The organism is Thauera sp. 27, assembly GCF_000310125.2.
GTDB classification, from domain to species: Bacteria; Pseudomonadota; Gammaproteobacteria; order Burkholderiales; family Rhodocyclaceae; genus Thauera; species Thauera mechernichensis.
This window is the reverse complement of the sequence record NZ_AMXB01000011.1, coordinates 33808-50021: the sequence shown is the minus strand read 5'-3', so window position 1 is coordinate 50021 and position 16214 is coordinate 33808. Positions and strand designations below refer to the sequence as shown.

Sequence of the window (16214 nt, the reverse complement as noted above, 5' to 3'; positions counted from 1 at the left end):
TTCGCGGGCCGGGCGGTGCCAATGGCGCACGCTGCTTGCGAGCAGTGCATCGAACTGCATACCATGACGCGAACCGAATTCTAGATCAGCCCTCCAACCCGCGTCAGCCCGCACACGGCCCCGCAACGCCGCGGCCTGCGCCGCATCGATCGAAGTCTGCCGGACCCTGCCCATGAAGACCCACTTGAAGCGCCTTGCCCGATCAGTCTGCCTCGCACTCGCGCTGGGCACGGGCGGGACCGCCGTAGCAGCCAATGGCGACATCGTCGGCGGCGCACTGCCAGCGCAGGAACTCACCGCGCGCACGCTGTACCACTTCCTGCTCGCCGAGATCGCCGGCGCCCGCGGCGAAATCGGCCTATCCGCCCAGCTCTACCTCGACCTTGCGCGCTCCACCCGCGACCCGCGCATCGCGCGCCGAGCCACCGAGATCGCAATGTACTCGCGCAACGTCCAGCTCGCGATCCAGGCTGCGCACATCTGGAGCGAAGTCGCGCCGGAGTCGGAGGAGGCCCGCCGCCTGCTCGCAAGCATCGCCGGGTCCGGGGAGGCACGCGACAGCATCGATCTCGACGCGGTGCAGATCCAGCTCGCGCGTGTGCTCGCCCAGTCGAGCGAGCGCCTGCCGCAGAACCTGCTCGGCCTCAACCGCACGCTCGCGCGCATCCCGGACAAGCAGGCCGCCAAGGAGATCGTGCAACGCCTCACCGAGCCCTACCTTGAAGTGCCTGAAGCCCATGTCGCACGTGCGCAGGCCGCCATGATCGCCGAGTCCCCGATGGAGGCCCTCGCTGCGGCCGACAGCGCGCTCGCACTGCGCCCGGGCTGGGAACCCGGCGTGCTGCTCAAGGCCCAGATCCTGCAACAGGCGGGCGCCGGCGCCGAAGCCATGCGCCAGCTCGAAGCCGAGGTCAAGCGTGCGCCCGAAAGCCGCAGCCTGCGCCAGGCCTACGCACGCGCCCTGGTCGGCAACCAGCGCTTTGCCGAAGCGCGTGCCGAGTTCCGCCACCTGCTCGTCGGCGCGCCCGAGGATGCCGAGCTGCACTATGCCGTCGGCCTGCTTTCGCTCCAGCTCGGCGAAGCCAGCGAGGCCGAGTCCAGCTTCCTGCGCGCCCTTGCCGCCGGGCACCCGCAAGCCGACATCATCCGCCTCCACCTTGGCCAGATCGCCGACGGACGCGGCGAGGGCGAACGCGCCCGCCAGTGGTTTGCCGATGTCAGCGACGAGGGACACCGCACCGAAGCCATCATCCGCAGCGCCCAGAGCCTGGCGAAGGAAGGCCGCCTGGATGAAGCCCGGACGCTGCTGCAGGCTGAAGCCGACGAACCCGAGACCCAGCGCCGGCTGGTCCTCGCCGAGGTGCATCTGCTGCGCGACGCGAACCAGCCGGGCGAGGCCTTGCTGGTGATCGATGACGCCCTGCGCGAGACGCCCGACGATACCGACCTCCTCTACGAGTCGGCCATGCTGGCCGAGCGCCTCGACCGTATCGACCTGATGGAGACGCGCCTGCGCCGCATCATCGAGCTCGACCCCGAGCATGCCCACGCCCACAACGCCCTCGGCTACTCGCTCGCAGACCGCAACCTGCGCCTGGACGAAGCGCACGAACTGATCGAGCGCGCGCTCGAGCTCGCCCCCGACGACCCCTTCATTCTCGACAGCCTGGGCTGGGTACACTTCCGACGCGGCGACAAGCTGGCCGCGCTCGAGCACCTGGAGCGCGCCTACTCGATCCGCCAGGACGCCGAGATCGCAGCCCATCTCGGCGAAGTGCTGTGGGCGCTGGAGCGCAAGGACGCGGCCCGCCGCATCTTCGACGAGGCCTTGAGCGCCCACCCCGACAACCGCCTGCTCAACGACACCGCGCTGCGCCTGGGCGTGCGATGAGCACTGCGCAGCCTGCACACCTCCGGCACGGCCGCCAGCGGCGCGTGCTGCTCCTGGCTCTGGGCGCCAGCCTGGCGCTCACTGCATGCGCCCCCCTGCTCCCCTCATCGCCGGCAGGCGGCACGCCCGCGGCCGCGCGCACGGCATTGCCCGCCTTCCTGCTAGAAGGCCGCCTGTCGGCAAGCGACGGAGTGCAGGGTGCAAGCGGCAGGCTGGAGTGGCAGCACACGCCCGACGCCGATACGCTGGTGCTGCTGTCCCCGCTCGGCCAGATCGCCGCCCGCCTCGACAGCAGCGCTGAGGGCGCCCGCCTGAGCACCGCCGACGGCGCGATCATCGAGGCCCCGAGCGCAGACCTGCTGCTTCCCCGGGTGCTCAACGTCGACATCCCCGCTGCGCGCCTGCGCCTGTGGGTGCAGGCGGTCACCGACGGCAGCGCCGAGGTGCGCCTGCGCGACACCGCCGGGCGCCCCGTACTGCTCATCGACCGCGGCTGGCGGATCGAGTACGCCGCCTATGCCGACGACAGCGCCCAGGCCCTGCCCACGCGGGTGGACATCTCCCGCGGCGATGCCCGCATCCGACTGATAGCCGATTCATGGACCATCCTGCCCTGAACACAGCCCCCCTCCTCGGCACCGTTCTGCAAGCCGGCAAGCCGACCCAACTGCTGGGCTGCCCTGCGCCCGCCAAACTCAACCTCTTCCTGCACGTCGTCGGCCGTCGGCCCGATGGCTACCACCTGTTGCAGACCGCATTCCGCCTGCTCGACTGGGGCGACACGATCGACCTGCGGCTGCGCACCGATGGCGTCATCCGGCGCACCAACGCCATCGCTGGCGTTGCCGAGGAACAGGACCTTGTCGTGCGCGCCGCACGCCTGCTTCAACAACGCACGGCCACCACCCTGGGAGCAGACATTACCCTGCACAAGCAACTACCGATGGGCGGCGGGCTGGGCGGCGGCAGCAGCGATGCAGCCACGACGTTGATCGCGCTCAACCGCCTTTGGCAAACCGGCCAGTCACGCGCGCAATTGCAGACCATCGGACTCGAACTGGGCGCCGACGTGCCGGTTTTCGTCTTCGGCGAGGATGCCTTCGCCGAGGGCGTTGGCGAGCAGTTGCAAGCCCTGACGCTGCCCTCGGCGTGGTACGTGATCCTGTCGCCAGGCGTCTCCATACCGACTGCAGAAATTTTTTCGTCGAAGGACTTGACGCGCAACACACCTCTCATCAAAATGGCGGACTTCGCAGCAAGCACCACCCACAACGACCTGCAGACAGTAGCCTGCAATCGTTACCCGGAGGTGCAAGAAGCGATCGACTGGCTGAGCAACTTTGCACCAGCCAGAATGACAGGCTCGGGCGCCTGCGTGTTTGCGGAAGCACGCTCTGAGGAGCAAGCGGATCGCATCACGAAAAGTTGTCCGCCACGCTGGAAAGCTTGGAAAGCGCGCAGTCTTGCTCGCCATCCGCTTTACGAGTGGTTACAATAGCGCCCGCCCTGCCAAGCGATCTGCATCGCGGGCGAAAAGGTTTCTTGGGGAGTCGCCAAGTCGGTTAAGGCACCGGATTTTGATTCCGGCATTCGAGGGTTCGAATCCTTCCTCCCCAGCCAGATGACGACGGGCAGGCCATGGGCCTGCCCGAGTCGTTTCTGCGCGACAATTTTTATTCGCGCGTCGTTTAAACGGCTTCGGAGTAGCTGAAATGCCCCACGGCAGCCTGATGGTCTTCACCGGCAACGCCAACCCCAAGCTTGGCGCCGATGTGACGCGACGTCTGGGTATCTCCCTCGGTTCGGCCACCGTCGGCCGCTTTTCGGACGGCGAGGTCAATGTCGAACTGCTCGAGAACGTGCGTGGCAAGGACGTCTTCGTCCTCCAGCCCACCTGCTCGCCGACCAACGACAACCTGATGGAACTGCTGGTGCTGGTCGATGCGCTCAAGCGCGCCTCTGCCGGCCGCATCACCGCTGCCATCCCGTATTTCGGCTACGCCCGCCAGGACCGCCGCCCGCGTTCGGCGCGCGTGCCGATCACGGCCAAGGTCGTCGCCAACATGCTGCAAGCCGTGGGTGTGCAGCGCCTGCTGACCATGGACCTGCACGCCGACCAGATCCAGGGCTTCTTCGACATCGCGGTGGACAACGTCTACGCGGCGCCGGTGCTGCTCGCCGACCTCGACAAGCAGAAGTACGACGACCTGCTCGTGGTCTCGCCCGACGTCGGCGGTGTGGTGCGCGCACGCGCCTTCGCCAAGCGCATGGAATGCGACCTGGCGATCATCGACAAGCGCCGCCCCAAGGCCAACGTGTCCGAAGTCATGAACATCATCGGCGAGGTCGAAGGCCGCACCTGCGTGATCATGGACGACATCGTCGACACCGCAGGCACGCTGTGCAAGGCGGCTGCCGCGCTCAAGGAGCACGGCGCCAAGCGCGTGCTGTCCTACTGCACGCACGCCGTGCTGTCGGGCGCAGCCGTATCGCGCATCAATGATTCGGCGCTCGACGAACTCGTCGTCACCGACACCATCCCGCTGCGTGAGGACGCCAAGGCCTGCAACCGCATCCGCCAGGTCTCGGTCGCCTCCCTGCTGGCCGACACCATCCTGCGCATCAGCAACGAGGAATCGGTGTCCTCGCTGTTCATGGAATAAGTCTTTCGCCCGTACGGCCCCGTGCCGTACGGGCTTTCACCGTCTTCGCCTGGTCGCGGGCGAAGACACTCTTCACTCAGGAGCAACACAATGCAGATCGAATTCAAGGCCACCAAGCGTGACGCTCAGGGTACGGGTGCGAGCCGCCGCCTGCGTCGCGCCGGCCAGCTGCCGGGCATCATCTACGGCGGCGCGGGCGAAGTCAGCCTGATCACCATGGACCACAACGAGCTCTACCACCTGCTGCGCAAGGAAGCTTTCCACGCCTCCGTGCTGAGCATCGAGGTCGAGGGCGCCAAGGAATCCGTGGTGCTGCGTGACACCCAGTGGCACCCGTTCAAGCAGCAAGTGCTGCACATCGACTTCCAGCGCGTCGCTGCCGACCAGAAGATGCACCTGAAGGTGCCGCTGCACTTCGTCGGCGACGACGTCAGCCCGGCCGTCAAGCTCGGTGGCTGCATGATCTCGCACACCATCAACGAAATCGACGTCCAGTGCCTGCCCAAGGATCTGCCCGAGTTCATCTCGGTCGACCTGTCCGCGCTGGAAGCCGGCCAGTCGGTGCACGTGTCGCAGATCAAGCTGCCGGCCGGTGTCGAGCTGGTGATGCACGGTGAAGGCGACCCCGTGGTCGCCACCGCGCTGCTGGTCAAGGGCGCTGCGACCGAAGGCGAAGGCGAAGCAGCCTGATCGGCCACAGCCCTGCCCGTACAGCCAAGGCCGACACTGATGAGCACTGCGCCCATGCGCCCGCCTCGTCTGATCGTCGGCCTCGGCAACCCGGGCGCCGAATACTCCGAGACCCGGCACAACGCCGGGTTTTGGTTTTGTGAGCGGCTCGCCGACAAGTTCGGCGTACGCTTCTCGCACGAATCACGCTTCCACGGCCTGGTCGCCAACGCGCGCGAAGCCGGCATGTGGCTGTTGATGCCACAGACCTACATGAACCGCTCCGGCCAGGCCATTGGTGCGCTGGCGCGCTTCTACCGCATCGAACCGGCCGAGATCCTCGTCGTCCATGACGAGCTCGACGTGCCGCCCGGCCAGTTGCGCCTCAAGTTCGGCGGCGGCCTCGGCGGCCACAACGGACTCAAGGACACCTCCGCCCACCTCGGCACCAACGACTACTGGCGCCTGCGCATCGGCATCGGCCACCCCGGCGACCGCAACGAGGTGGTCAATTTCGTGCTCAAGCCCGCACGGCGCGAAGAGCAGCAGCTGATCGACGAGGCCATCGACAAGGCGCTCGCGGTCTGGCCGCAGATCCAGCGCGGCGAGCTCAATGCCGCCGCCACCAGGCTCAACGCACGCCCCGCGCCGCCCAAACCTCCGAAGCCGCCCAAGCCCCCCGGGCCACCCGCAGCCGTCGGCTCGGACGAGCCGCCCGCAGGGGACGGCTGAGGCCCTGATCGCGCTCAGTAGCCGACTGCAGCCAGCGCGCGCAGCGGACCCACCGCACGGATCGCCTCGATCTGCTCGCGGTGGCGGGTGTATAAGGTCCCGCCGAAGCACACTGCGCTCATCGAGATGCCCTCGAAATGCTCCCGGCTGCGCGGAATCGCCAGCAGCCAGCCATCACCCACGAGTAGGTTGAAGGGCGGCAGCAGGCCATCCTCGCCCGGGCGCAACCCGAGCTCGGCACAGGCACGCTCGAAGCCCGCCAGCAGGCTGTCGGCTGACACGGCCACCGCCTCACCCCGTCCGCAGCGCACACGCACGAAGCAGTGCCGCATCGGCAGCGCCGGATGCGTGGCCACCCCCTGCTCTGCCAGCGCTGCCGGCAGCCCGGGCACGAACAGGCGCAGGCTGGCATTGCCCGCGGCCTCCGGCATCCACTGCACATGCTTGTGGCGCTGGCTGGCGCCCGCGGCAGCGCCGCCGTTGTAGAGCCCGATCCCGCCTGCCGCGGCCATCAGCTCGGCAAGCGCGGCAAAGTCACAAAGCGCCAGCGGTGACAACTGCTCGGCGAACTCTCGCCGCGCCAGCACCAGGTGACGCGCGCACAGCGGAAACTTGTTCAGGATCGCGACATGATGGCCGCCGACCGGCCCAACGGTGAGCTCGGGGTCCGGGTTCAGGAAGGGGTTGAAGCTCGGATCGCGCGGACCGCCGGGAATCGCCACCGCCTTGTCGTCCTTGGCGCCCTCAGCCTTCACCGCCGCGGCCGCCTTGCTGGCATCCTTGGCCGCGAGCGAGGACACCCAGCGCACGATGAAGCGCATGCCGGCGTCCTCCATCTCGACCTGCTCGGCCTGTACCGGCACCAGCGCCCCCGACGCCAGCGCCGCCGTGCTACGGTCGTCGATCGCCTCGATCCAACTCGCGTTCATCCATGTCTCCCTGTTTCTGGTTTCTGTTTTGCACAAATGCAGGACGAACGATTGTAGGCCAGGCACAGGACAAGAGCCACGCCGCCTCGTCTCGTCATGCGAAGGGATCGCCTTTGGAGCACCACACTGCGACGCGGTACAATCCGGGGTTTTCCACACCGGATCAAGCCCGTAGCCCTGCGAGCGGCGGCGCGCACCGGAACGATCAAGGATTCACATGAGCCTGAAATGCGGAATCGTCGGCCTGCCCAACGTCGGCAAGTCGACCCTGTTCAATGCGCTGACCAAGGCCGGCATCCAGGCCGAGAACTACCCCTTCTGCACCATCGAGCCCAATGTCGGCATCGTCGAGGTGCCTGATCCGCGCCTGGCCCAGCTGGCCGAGATCGTCAAGCCGCAGAAGATCCAGCCCGCCATCGTCGAATTCGTCGACATCGCCGGCCTTGTCGCCGGCGCATCCAAGGGCGAAGGCCTGGGCAACCAGTTTCTCGCCAACATCCGCGAGACCGACGCCATCGTGCACGTCGTGCGCTGCTTCGCCGACGACAACGTGATCCACGTCTCCGGCAGCGTCGACCCGATCCGCGACATCGAGGTCATCGACACCGAGCTCGCCCTGGCCGACATGGCCACCGTCGAGAAGGCCATCAACCGCTACAAGCGCCCTGCCGCTTCGGGCGACAAGGAGGCCAAGATCCTCGTCGCCGTGCTCGAGAAGTGCTTCGCCCAGCTCGACCAGGGCAAGCCGGTGCGCGCGCTCGAGCTCGCCAGGGAAGAATGGGCCAGCCTCAAGCCGTTCTGCCTAATCACCGCCAAGCCGGTGCTCTATGCCGCCAACGTCGCCGAGGACGGCTTCGAGAACAACCCGCACCTGGACGCCGTGCGCGCCCATGCCGCCGCAGAAGGCGCCGAGGTCGTGGCGCTGTGCGCCGCGATCGAGGCCGAGATCGCCGACCTCGAGGACGCCGACAAGAAGGAGTTCCTCGAGACCATGGGCCTGGAAGAACCCGGTCTCGACCGCCTGATCCGCGCGGGCTACAAGCTGCTTGGCCTGCAGACCTACTTCACCGCAGGCGTCAAGGAAGTGCGCGCGTGGACCATCCACGTCGGCGACACCGCACCGCAGGCCGCCGGCGTCATCCACACCGACTTCGAGCGTGGCTTCATCCGCGCCCAGACCATCGCCTTCGACGACTTCATCGCCTGCAAAGGCGAGGCCGGCGCCAAGGAAGCGGGCAAGATGCGCGCCGAAGGCAAGGAGTACGTGGTCAAGGACGGCGACGTACTGAACTTCCTGTTCAACGTCTGAGAGGCGCCCTACGTTTTCCGCCTTCCAACTGGCCGTCTTCATGCTGGCATTTTCTGCTGATCCTGTCGTTCGATCCAGTTCTGCAAGAACGTGATCGGCGACAGATATCCCAAGCTGGAGTGGCGGCGGCTCCGGTTGTAGAACACAGCGATGTATTGGAACAGATCGCTCGTGGCCTCGTTTCAGGTCGCGTAGCTCACGCCATGCACCCGCTCATTCTCGAGGCCGTTGAAGAAGCTTTCAGTCGGTTCGTTGTCCCAGCAGTTGCCCTTGCGCGACATCGAACCGCGCATGCCATAGGCGGCCAGTCGGACCTGGTAAGCGTGGCTGGCGTACTGACTACCCCTATCGGAGTGGAACAGCACGCCCGGTCCCGGCCGCCTGCGAAACCATGCCATCGACAGCGCATCGAGCACCAGGTCGGTCGTCATCCGTGGTTTGATCGACCAGCCAATCACTGCGCGGTTGAACAGGTCGATCACGACCGCCAGATACAACCAGCCCTCGGGGGTCAATTTACGGTGTCGCCTGACATTGGGCATCGAAGCGTCAGAACTCGGAAGTACTACGGCACGGCGCATCAGGCACGGGATAGGCATGCCGTGCGCCCCGTGCGGATTGAGGCTGACTTGCCGGTGAGGGCGCTACCCATCCAAGCGCGGCTAATCACACAGGCGCACATCAACTCAAAGCATGCAGCGGAAATGGGGTAATTGCAGTTTTATTGGGGTAATTTTCATTTAAAATACCCCAATATGCTGTAGCATTACCCCATTCTTTCGTACTCGGATGCTGCTGCATGCAATCACTCTCGCCAGACTACCTCGTCAAGCTACGCTTCGACGCGCAGCAGCTGGCGACCCTGCGCGCCCTGGGTGAATACAGGGGCAAGCAGCAGCTCTTCGTGGCGCAGTCGCCCGAGGTCTTGAGCGATCTGCGGCAAGTGGCTGTGGTCGAGTCCACCGAGTCATCAAACCGCCTGGAAGGCGTCGTCGTTGCTGCGCACCGGCTCAAGTCACTGGTGCTCAAGAATGCCACGCCGCAAAGCCGGTCCGAGCAGGAAGTGGCGGGCTACCGCGATGCCCTGAGTCTGATCCATGAAAGCGGTGGGCAGATGCCTTTATCAGAAGGCACGGTACTGCAGCTCCACGGCATGCTGTACCGCTACATGCCGCAACCGGGCGGGCACTGGAAGGCCACGAACAACGACATCGTCGAGCGCCACCCCGATGGCAGCTCGCGCATCCGCTTTCGTCCGGTTGCCGCGCACCTCACGCCCATCGCAATGGCAGACCTGATCGCGCGCTACCGGTTGGCCTTGGATCAGCACTTGGCAGACCCCTTGGTACTGGTGCCGCTGGCGATCCTCGACTTCCTGTGCATCCATCCCTTCCCGGATGGCAACGGCCGCATGGCTCGGCTGTTGACCCTGCAGCTGCTCTATCACTTCGACTATGCGGTGGGCCGCTTCATCAGCTTGGAGCGCATCTTCGAAGAATCGAACGAAAGTTACTACGAAACGCTGGAGGCCAGCTCCCAAGGCTGGCACGAGGCAGCGCACGACATCGCCCCGTGGCTCGATTACTTCTGGGGTGCCCTGCTGCGCGCGTACAAGGAATTTGAAGAGCGCGTGGGCACCATCGAGCGAGGCCGTGGTGCCAAGGGCGACCGCGTTCGCTCTGAAATTCTCAAACGCCAACTGCCTTTCTCCATCTCGGAGATCGAAGAGGCCTGCCCCGGCATCAGCCGCGACATGGTGCGCGTGATCCTGCGCGCCATGAAAGCCGAGGGGGTGATCGCCCCAACAGGAAAGGGACGCGGCGCGAAATGGTCGCAAGTCAAGGCGGAGGGAAAAACCTGATGCAACAGCAATCACAAGCATCATATATAAATCAACGCGTTACCGCCGATCTTCTGGTTTAACGTCTGCACCTCGACCTGACACACAACGCTTACGGACCGAGCCGGCTGCACAACGCCCCCGGCGGCCGACCACACGTCCCGCGTTGTAGCCTACAATAAGGTGATAGTCAGCAATCGCCCGCCACATGAACATGTCTGCTCACCACCGCCTCACCCGCTGCCGCGCGCCAGTCCGTGCGGGTGGGCGTGTGCGCGCGCGCAGCATGATGTCGCCGCTGCGCGATCTCGCGACCCAGCTCGCGTTCAAGGTTACAGGGTCTCCCGCCGTGCTTTCCCAGGCCGTGCGGGGCCAGTACCGGGGCTAAACCCCACCCCCGCACGGCACCTTGCCCGGGACGCGCATGACGCGCCTCCCGATCAACGTGCAGCCGCTGCGGGCACCTGTCCAGTCCCCCGCTCCCAGACCGCCCAGGCGGTCAGGCCCCGGTCCATCCGGGCCACCCCGGTCATCGACGCCCCCATCGGCTGCACCCCAGGATGCCGCGCCTTGGCGCGGCCAGGCGATGCACGAGGGTGATGCAATGGTTCTCACACGTAGTTTCGTCAGGGCGAAGCGGCCCTGCACAGACGGCTTTCGCTGGTTCGTCCGCCAGTTCGGCGACGGTGCCAACTATCAGGACATGCTCGACGAGATGGTCGCGGCCGGCCGCGTCGGCGACGCCTGCTGGCTGCTCGAGCAGTTCGGCCCCACCGATGAGGTCCGCGTGCTCGACCTTATCGAGGCCGAGGCAATCGTATTCGCCGGTACGCTCGAGGTGCGCGGCGGCGTCGATGTCGAAGGCATCGTGCGTGTCGGGCGCTCGCTGCATGCCGGTGCCGGGGTACGCGCCGGCGGCGAGCTGCGCATCGGTGCCGACCTGCGCATAGAGGGCAGCATCCGCGCCGAGGCCGGGCTGCGCGTAGGGGGCGACCTGCGCGCGGGCTGGGGCGTGGACTGCGCCGGCGAGCTGCGCTGCGACGGTGAGGTGCGCATCGGCTGGGATCTGCGCTGCGCCGGCCGCGTGCGGATTGCAGGGAACGCTTTCATCGGCCTCGATCTTGAAGGCGACGAAGGCGTACGCTGCACCAAAAGCCTGCAGGCAGGCGGCGACATCCGCGTAGCGCACACGCTGCGCGCTGGCCAGGGCATCGCCGCTGGCGGCTCGATCGAGGTCGGCATGCACCTGGAGGCCGGTTGGGGCATCAAGGCCGGCAAGTTGATTGGTGCCGCCGGGGCCATCCGTGCCGGCGAGAGCCTGAACGCAGGCGAGGCCATCCGCGCTGGCGCGGGTTACGGCGTTTTTGCCGGTCTCGACGTACAGATGGAGGCCTGGGAGAGCAGTGCGCGGGTAAGCGCCCCGCAGCGCCCGGAGGGCCTGATGAGCGGCTGGTGGGCCGGTCCGGCACCGTGCTGAGGGGAGGACGACGAATGAACGCGATCGCCCTTTGCCGCCGCTCGCTCGGCCACCTGCACACCCCACCCTCGCACCGCAGCAGCTTCTCGCCGCGCTCGGCGCTGGCCTTTCCGCAGCCGCCGCCCACGCGCATCGCCCGGGACGCCGTGCTGTCACTGGCGCGGCACCTGCTCGCGCTCTACCGCCCGCTTCCGCCCCAGATCCGCCCACCGCGCCTCGAGCTGCGCATCGACGTCAACCAGCCCGACGAAGACATCGAGGCCGAGCTCGCTTCCCTCCACCGCCGCCTGCACACGCCGGGCGACGCCATGAACGCCTGCGCGCGCCTGCCCGCGTTGCAGCCGGGCCTGATCTTCCATCACCGCGAGGCCGACGGCGAACACTATGTGTATGTCGAGGACCCCAGCCGCGGCTGCCTCGCCGGCTACACCGTGTTCAACCGCCTGATCGAGGTCGACCGCCGCACCGATCGCCACGTGCGCTCGCCGCATTCCAAGTACGCCCCTGCCTATCAGGGTCGGGGCATCGCCAGCACCGTTTACGCCTGGGCACTGGGCCGCGGCCTGTGCCTGGTCAGCGGCGCGCGCCAGTCCGAGGGGGCACATGCCCTGTGGCGCGCGCTGGCGCGCCGCCATCCGCTGCGCTGGGTGAGCCTGCAGGCCAAGCGCATGCACGACCTCGGCAGCGAGGCGCCGGCCGCCCGCGCCGCCGCGCTCGACACCCGCATGCTGCTGCTGGGCGAGGGCTGGAGCCTGCCCCAACTGCACGCGCACCAACTGCTGCACCCGGCCGCCCCGGGGAGCCGCTGAGATGAAGACTCCCGACGCGCCGAGCCCTGTTCCCTCCTGGCTGCGCGCCGCGGCCGCGCTTGCCCTGCTGCTGTTGGTCGCAGCCCTGGCCGAGCCCCTGTTCCAGCGCCTGCCCGCCGCCCATCCGCTGCAGGGCTGGCGCGAACCCGTGCGCAATGCGGCCCTCGCCCTCGCCCTGCTGTTCGGTGCCCACCTGCTGCATGCGCTGGTGAGCAGTCGCCTGTCGCAGCGCCGCAAGGGGCAGCGGCCGGTGCCCAAGGTCCTGCTCGACCTGTTCCGGGTCCTCCTCTTCGCCGCGGCCACCCTTCTGGCGCTGTCACTGCTGCTGCGCCAGGGCCTGTCTGGCCTGCTGACCGGCTCGGGCCTGGTGCTGGCGGTGCTGGGCTTCGCCATCCGCAACGTGGTCGCGGACACCTTGTCGGGCATTGCGCTCGGCATCGAAGCACCGTTTCGCATGGGCGACTGGGTGCGGATCGAGACCCTGGCGCAGGGTCGGGTGCAGGAGATCGGCTGGCGCACCACCCGCCTCGTCACGCGCGACAGCACCTACGTGATCCTGCCCAACAGCCAGATCTCGCGCCAGCGCATCACCAATTTCAGCGCGCCGCGCAAGGAGTACCGCGACCATGTCGAGCTCACCCTGCCGGTGGACCTGCCGGTGGCCGAGGCCAGGGAGCTGATCCGCGTGGCGCTGGACGGCGCCCACAGCCTGGTGGACGGCAAGCCGCCCGAGGTACAGGTGGTGCAGTACGGCCCCCAGGGCATCAGCTACCGGGTGAAGTACTGGGTGCCTCAGCACGACCGCGAGCCCATGTGCCGCGACGAGGTGTTCAGCCTGATCGACCTCGCCCTACGGGAACGGGGCGTGCGCTTCGAGCGTACGCCGGCGGCGGCGCCTTGTGCACTGCGCGGCACGATGCGGGACGAAACGCTGTGAGGCGCGGCCCGGCCGCGGGCGCGTGCCGCCCCTTCAGCCCAGGCTGCGCAGCAAATCCCTGACCCAGCGCCAGCGGCTCAGCACCAGCGCCGAGAAGATCAACGCGCAGCCGAGGAACTGTTGCGCGCTCATCGTCTCGCCGAACCACCACGCCGCCACCAGCGCGGTCCACATCGGCTCGAGCATCAGGATCACCGCCGCGTGGCTGGCGCTGGTCAGGCTCTGGCCGCGCAGCTGGACGAAGAAGCGCAGTGTGGTGGCGAGGATGGCGCTGGCGAGCAGCCAGCCTACGACCGGGGCGGCGACCGTTTCCGGCCAGCGCTCCAGCAGCAGCGACAGCGGCAGCATCAGCACCGCGACCATCAGCACCTGCACCGCGCTCAGCGCCAGCGGCGGCACGTTGCGCACGATGCGGCTGTTGAGCGTGAACAACACAGCGAACACCAGCGCGGCGCCGAGGAAGAACCACTGCCCGGGCTCGAAGCGGAAGCCCTGCTCGAGCGACAGGCAGGCAAAGCCCAGCAGCGCGAGCGGCATCGCGACCCAGGTGATGCGCGGCGGGCGCTCGCCGAACAGCAGCCAGCCGATCAGCGGCACCATGACGATGCCAAGGCTGGAGATGAAGGCGCCTTCACCGATGTGGGTGGCGTGCTCCAGGCCAGTGATCCACAGCGCCATCGCCGCGGCGAACAACGCGCCGACGATCAGGGCGCCCCTGAGGCCCGCCACCGTGAGGCGGCGCAGCTGTGGCCAGGCGAAGGCGAGCAGCACCACGCCGGCCAGCAGAAAGCGCAGGCTGACGAATTGCAGCGGCGCCAGCCCGGCGAGTGCCTCCTTGGAAAAGATCCAGCCGGCGGCAGCCAGCAGCGTGGTCGCCAGCAGCCACAGGTCGGCTTTCAGAGTGTGGGCGGGGGGCGTCACCGCGCTCACACGCCGCCCGGCGGACGTGCGAGCTTGCGCTGCAGCGTGCGCCGGTGCATCTGCAGCGCCCTCGCTGTCGCCGAGATGTTGCCCTCGTGTTCGGCGAGCACGCGCTGGATATGCTCCCACTCCAGGCGGTCGACCGACATCGGCGCGCCCGGCGCGTGATCGTCGATGATCACATCCTCGGCTCGCAACGCCTTGATGATGGCATCGACCTCGGCTGGCTTGGCGAGGTACTGCACCGCACCGAGCTTGACGGCATCGACCGCGGTGGCGATGCTCGCGTAGCCGGTCAGCACCAGGATGCGCACCCCCGGACTGGCATCGAGCAAGGGGCGGATGAGCTTGAGGCCGGATTCGCCGCCGATATTGAGGTCGAGCACGATGAACTCGGGGGTATGGTCCCCGGCAAGCTCGAGCGCCCCTTCGCTGTCGGTGGCGCCATAGGTATCAAAGCCGCGCTGAGCAAGCGCGCGCACCAGCACCCTGTTGAAGGCGGGGTCGTCATCGACGACGAGCAGGGTGGGAGCATTGTCGACAATCATTGCACTGCAGCCTGGGACGGAATCATCAAGCGCGCAATGGTGCCACCGCCGGGCCGCGGACGGAACTCCAGCCGACCGCCATGGTGCTCGACCGCGGCGTGGGCGAGCATCAATCCCACCCCCATGCCCTGGGCATGAGCCCCGAGCGGCGCCCGGCGCGCAGCATCGATGCGCGCAGCGGACAGGCCCGGCCCGCGGTCGGCGACCTCGATGCACACCAGCCCGGCGCTTACGGTGATCGACACCTCGATCGCGCCGGCTACATCGGCCGCGACAACGGCGCCGGCTGTGGCGCACATGTGCTGATTGGCGTTGGCCGCATTATCGATGAGGTTGTGCAAGGCTTCGCCGAGCGAGGCATCGGCGACGATGCTGCCACCCTCGCCCTGCACCTGGACTGCGACGCCGGGACGCAGTTGCCGCCAGCGCGCCGCCACCTGGTCCACCCAGACGCGCACTTCTACGGCGCCACCGCCTTCCGCGCGCTGCTGCCCAGCCTCGCGGGTGAGACTGTTGAGGATGTCGCGACAGTGGTCGACCTGCTCGCGCACGAGCTCCAGATCGTCGCGCACCTCGGCATCAAGGTCCGTGCGCCGAGCCAGTTCGCCGGCAAGGATGCGCATCGTGCCCAACGGCGTCCCGAGCCGGTGCGCCGCGCCAGCGGCAAGCTTGCCCAGGCCGACCACGTAGGCGTCGCGCGCACGCGCTGCGTTGGCTTCGGCCAACTCGGCCTCGCGGCGGGCGAGTTCGGCATTGAGGCGGGCGATGAACCACACCACCGTCACCGCCGCAAATACGAAGCTGATCCACATGCCGGCCAGGTGCCACTGCATGGCGAGCCCGCTGTCGGTGAGGCGCACCGGCTCGTGAAAGCGCCACAGGAAGGAATAGACCCCGACTGCCAGCACAGCCAGCGCCCAGCCCTGGGTAGCCGGCAGGATGGATGCGCCAATCGCCACCACCGGCAGCAGCAATGAGATCGCCGGGTTGGCGACACCGCCGGTGAAATACAGGAAGGCGCCCCAGGCGACAAGATCCACCGTCAGCTGCAGGAAGGCGCCCCAGCGCCCCACCAGCCAGCGCGCCACATCCGCCAGCAAGGCCAGATTGACCGCCAGCAGCGCGAACGTCACGCCCGCCAGCGGCGCCAACGGCTGCGCTGGCACCAGCCATGGAAACACCACAAAGCTCATCGCGGCCATCGCCGCCAGCGACACCCAGCGCAACTGCAGCAAGCGCGCCCGATTCGTGCGCACTGCGCTCAAGCCTGACGTTTCGACCCGCCCCCCTTCCACCTCCATGCGCATGCCATTCACTCCGGTTATGGATATCCCTTTTCACGTCAGGGGCACGTCCCTGTCTTTGCGGTACATCAAGGTTTATGCCATGGCTGCTTCATAGAATGACCCTGCGACAAAACGTCACAGGACAAATTGTCACAGGCAGGCCGCACAGCCAACCCGGCGCGAGGGGCGCAGGGCGCAGTGAT

General features: G+C 67.4%; 15 protein-coding genes, 1 tRNA gene and 1 pseudogene. 12 read left to right on the top strand and 5 right to left on the bottom strand.

What is annotated here, in order from left to right; genetic code table 11:
* Nucleotides 1–172 precede the first annotated feature (172 nt).
* From B447_RS07865 to pth, 7 genes are all read left to right on the top strand, one after another.
* Nucleotides 173–1891 (top strand): tetratricopeptide repeat protein, encoded by a 1719-nt coding sequence (locus B447_RS07865; RefSeq protein WP_002938450.1) that lies wholly within the window; start codon nt 173–175, stop codon nt 1889–1891.
* Nucleotides 1888–2508: a lipoprotein insertase outer membrane protein LolB gene (gene lolB / locus B447_RS07860; protein WP_002938449.1), complete on the top strand. Its 621-nt coding sequence runs from the start codon at nt 1888–1890 to the stop codon at nt 2506–2508. The genes B447_RS07865 and lolB overlap by 4 nt, the downstream gene beginning before the upstream one ends.
* Nucleotides 2490–3389: a 4-(cytidine 5'-diphospho)-2-C-methyl-D-erythritol kinase gene (gene ispE, locus B447_RS07855; protein ID WP_002938447.1), complete on the top strand. Its 900-nt coding sequence runs from the start codon at nt 2490–2492 to the stop codon at nt 3387–3389. The genes lolB and ispE overlap by 19 nt, the downstream gene beginning before the upstream one ends.
* A 45-nt stretch (nt 3390–3434) precedes the next feature.
* A tRNA-Gln gene (locus B447_RS07850) sits at nt 3435–3511 on the top strand.
* Between the two features lie 92 nt (nt 3512–3603).
* Nucleotides 3604–4554, top strand: a complete 951-nt coding sequence (locus tag B447_RS07845; RefSeq protein ID WP_002931055.1) for a ribose-phosphate pyrophosphokinase — start codon at nt 3604–3606, stop codon at nt 4552–4554.
* Between the two features lie 90 nt (nt 4555–4644).
* Complete coding sequence (locus B447_RS07840) at nt 4645–5244, top strand: 50S ribosomal protein L25/general stress protein Ctc (RefSeq protein ID WP_002931056.1); 600 nt, start codon at nt 4645–4647, stop codon at nt 5242–5244.
* A 39-nt stretch (nt 5245–5283) separates the two neighbouring features.
* Nucleotides 5284–5955, top strand: a complete 672-nt coding sequence (gene pth, locus B447_RS07835) for an aminoacyl-tRNA hydrolase (RefSeq protein WP_037982543.1) — start codon at nt 5284–5286, stop codon at nt 5953–5955.
* 14 nt (nt 5956–5969) lie between these two features.
* On the opposite strand, the gene B447_RS07830 is transcribed toward pth, so the two are convergent.
* Entirely contained in the window at nt 5970–6884 is a 915-nt protein-coding gene (locus B447_RS07830; protein ID WP_002938436.1) for an ATP adenylyltransferase family protein, read from the bottom strand.
* Nucleotides 6885–7101: 217 nt separating this feature from the next.
* On the opposite strand from B447_RS07830, the gene ychF reads away from it, so the two are divergent.
* Nucleotides 7102–8193, top strand: a complete 1092-nt coding sequence (ychF, locus tag B447_RS07825; protein WP_002938434.1) for a redox-regulated ATPase YchF — start codon at nt 7102–7104, stop codon at nt 8191–8193.
* A 38-nt stretch (nt 8194–8231) separates the two neighbouring features.
* Here the strand turns inward: ychF and B447_RS07820 are convergent.
* Nucleotides 8232–8705: pseudogene (locus B447_RS07820) on the bottom strand (IS3 family transposase); the annotation flags it as partial.
* A 287-nt stretch (nt 8706–8992) separates the two neighbouring features.
* Here B447_RS07820 and B447_RS07815 point away from each other — a divergent pair.
* The 4 genes from B447_RS07815 (at nt 8993) to B447_RS07795 (ending at nt 13256) form a co-directional block, all read left to right on the top strand.
* Entirely contained in the window at nt 8993–10054 is a 1062-nt protein-coding gene (locus B447_RS07815; RefSeq protein ID WP_002938426.1) for a Fic family protein, read from the top strand.
* Between the two features lie 583 nt (nt 10055–10637).
* A complete protein-coding gene (locus B447_RS07805; RefSeq protein ID WP_037982548.1) occupies nt 10638–11510 on the top strand; it encodes a hypothetical protein in 873 nt (290 codons plus the stop codon).
* Nucleotides 11511–11524: 14 nt separating this feature from the next.
* Entirely contained in the window at nt 11525–12319 is a 795-nt protein-coding gene (locus B447_RS07800) for a hypothetical protein (RefSeq protein WP_002938421.1), read from the top strand.
* Nucleotide 12320: 1 nt separating this feature from the next.
* The gene (locus tag B447_RS07795) at nt 12321–13256 is read left to right on the top strand and encodes a mechanosensitive ion channel family protein (protein ID WP_002938419.1); all 936 of its coding nucleotides are present in this window, start codon (nt 12321–12323) and stop codon (nt 13254–13256) included.
* A 33-nt stretch (nt 13257–13289) separates the two neighbouring features.
* Here the strand turns inward: B447_RS07795 and B447_RS07790 are convergent, their stop codons facing one another.
* From B447_RS07790 to B447_RS07780, 3 genes are read right to left on the bottom strand one after another with little or no spacing between them, the layout of a single operon-like run.
* A complete protein-coding gene (locus B447_RS07790) occupies nt 13290–14186 on the bottom strand; it encodes a DMT family transporter (RefSeq protein WP_037982542.1) in 897 nt (298 codons plus the stop codon).
* Nucleotides 14183–14725: a response regulator transcription factor gene (locus B447_RS07785; protein WP_002938412.1), complete on the bottom strand. Its 543-nt coding sequence runs from the start codon at nt 14723–14725 to the stop codon at nt 14183–14185. Before B447_RS07785 ends, B447_RS07790 begins: the two co-directional genes overlap by 4 nt.
* Nucleotides 14722–16032, bottom strand: coding sequence for an ATP-binding protein (locus B447_RS07780; RefSeq protein ID WP_002938411.1), 1311 nt, complete (start codon nt 16030–16032; stop codon nt 14722–14724). The genes B447_RS07785 and B447_RS07780 overlap by 4 nt, the downstream gene beginning before the upstream one ends.
* Nucleotides 16033–16214: the final 182 nt, after the last annotated feature.